This window comes from Microcystis sp. M53603_WE2 (assembly GCF_030065435.1).
In genome coordinates this window covers 1-2328 of the sequence record NZ_JASJFF010000687.1, presented here as the reverse complement: position 1 = coordinate 2328, position 2328 = coordinate 1, and the positions used below count along the sequence as shown (strand labels likewise).

2 protein-coding genes and 2 pseudogenes are annotated in these 2328 nt (G+C 38.1%); 3 read left to right on the top strand and 1 reads right to left on the bottom strand.

Annotated elements, in window-relative coordinates; translation table 11 throughout:
* The 3 genes and pseudogenes from PX481_RS14870 to PX481_RS14860 form a co-directional block, all read left to right on the top strand.
* Positions 1-519 (top strand): annotated as a pseudogene (locus PX481_RS14870) (Rpn family recombination-promoting nuclease/putative transposase); the annotation flags it as partial.
* Positions 520-553: 34 nt separating this feature from the next.
* Positions 554-703 (top strand): annotated as a pseudogene (locus PX481_RS14865) (flagellar assembly protein H); the annotation flags it as partial.
* Positions 704-1597: an Rpn family recombination-promoting nuclease/putative transposase gene (locus tag PX481_RS14860; RefSeq protein ID WP_288094854.1), complete on the top strand. Its 894-nt coding sequence runs from the start codon at positions 704-706 to the stop codon at positions 1595-1597.
* Positions 1598-1668: 71 nt separating this feature from the next.
* Here the strand turns inward: PX481_RS14860 and PX481_RS14855 are convergent.
* Positions 1669-2328, bottom strand: a 660-nt coding sequence (locus PX481_RS14855; protein WP_288094853.1) for a DNA adenine methylase, incomplete at its 5' end; no start/stop codon positions are given.

Genomic DNA, 2328 nt, shown 5'->3' with positions numbered 1-2328 from the left:
TCGTCGTCATCCCCAAAAACCAATGCGTCAAGTGGTAATTTATCTGCGACGCAGCGATTCTCCCCTAGTGCAAGAAAATACCTTCCGTCTGGGGGAAACCTTTCATTCTTTTCAAGTCAACCCGGTTTATTACCCTTTGCCGTCCTCAGCAATACCGATGATCCCGAACAGGTGTTAAGTCAGCTGTCCCGTTCTCTAGAAACTATCTCTCAAAAACAGGTGCAAAGCAATCTCGCTGCCGCTACCAGTATTCTCGCTGGGTTAGTATTAAATCGAGAGACGATAAAAAAAATCCTTCGGAGTGACATTATGAGAGAATCCGTCATCTATCAAGATATTTTAGAGGAAGGCAGAGAGGAAGGCAAAGAGGAAGGTAAAGAAGAAAAAGCCCGACAAATTGCTCTAAAAATGCTATCTGCTGGTTTTCCTATCTCAGAAATTGCCCGATTTACTGATTTATCCCCCGACGCGATCGAAGAATTACAATCGAGAGACGATAAAAAAAATCCTTCGGAGTGACATTATGAGAGAATCAGTCATCTATCAAGATATTTTAGAGGAAGGCAGAGAGGAAGGAGCATTAACCGCTAAATTAAACTCTATTCCCCGTTTATTGGCTTTAGGGTGAAGTGTAGAACAAATTGCCCAAGCTTTAGACTTAGATATTGAACAAGTACCACAAGTCATTGAGGGACAAAATTGAGTGAAAACGGACAGTATTTTCTATCGTCTCTTTCAGACTTTTCCTGAAAGTTTCTTTGATTTGCTGAATCTTCCCCCTGAAACCGTCAATCATTATCAATTTTCCTCCCTAGAAGTTAAACAACTCGCTTTTCGTTTAGATGGGGTCTTTCTTCCTGATAACCTTAATGAACCGATTTACTTTGTTGAGGTACAATTTCAAAAAGATGAACGGTTTTACTCGCGCTTTTTTAGTGAAATATTTCTCTATTTTCATCAAAGTGAGAGTAATAACAATTGGCAAGGGGTGATCATTTATCCTCATCCTGGAATTGAAAATAGTCCCAAATCTCGTTATCAAGAATTCTTTGAGTCAGGACGGGTTAACTGTTATTATCTGAATCAATTAGATGAGGGGGATTCTCTGGGGGTAAAAGTGTTACAATTAATTGTGGAATCGGAACCAAACACCTTAGCCCAAGGAAAAGAACTGATTCAACAAGTTAGACAACAATTTCAGGAGTCTTTAAAAGGACAGGACATTCTAGAATTAATTGAGACAATTCTCATTTATAAATTACCGAAATTAAACCGTAAGGAGATAGAAGCTATGTTTAGTTTAAGTGATTTAAGAGAAACTAAGGTTTATCAAGAAGCTTTAGAGGAAGGCAGAGAGGAAGGCAGAGAGGAAGGCAGAGAGGAAGGCAGAGAGGAAGGCAGAGAGGAAGGCAGAGAGGAAGGAGAATTATCGGCTAAAAAAAGCCTAATTTTGCGTCAGCTAAACTTAAAACTAGGTTCTATTCCTTTAAAGGTAGAACAAAAAATTAAACAGTTAAATCCTAATCAATTGGATAATTTAGCTCTTGCTTTATTGGATTTTTCGGATTTAGAAGATTTGCACCAATGGTTAAATTAATAGGATGAAGTACAGTCGTCAACCCAACATATAAGATTAGCTTACTGCTACCCAGTGCCTTCGGCATCGCACTAATAATTTTTGATCATTAATTCTCTACCAGATGCCGCCGCTCCTTGTTTATAATTATTCATGCCATACTGAAGATTCCACTCGATAATATGGGCAAAATCAAAGAGTTTTCTGATCTCTGGACAATCATCGTAGGTAATTAACCATTTAGCCTGACATTGACGCATATGATCGGCAAAGCGTTGATGATCGAAGCTGGTATGTAAATTCCCTCTTACGCCGTATAAACGGGATTTTGTGGCACTATAGTAGGGGGGATCGAGGAAGATAAAAACTTCTTTTCCCTCTTGAAATAATAATTCTTCGTAGTCTTGGTTAGTAATTTTGACCGATGCTAATAACGGCGCAATTTGCGTTAATCTGGCAATTGATGAATCAGTAAATCTACTGTTAAAAGCCGCTTGGGAATAACCCCCGGAATCGACTGTTCCCGAAAAAGTCATCCGATTTAAGATAAAAAAACGCACCGCTTTCTCAAAGTCGGTTAACTTTAAATCTTCCCTTGTCAAATCTTGAAATAATTCTCGTCCCTTATCATATTTCTGTTTAATTTCTGTTATTTTTGCTACCAAAAACTCAATATTTTCTTGAGGGCATTGCCAGAAACAATATAAATCATAATTTAAGTCATTAATCCAATAGGTTTTTATTTGTTGTCC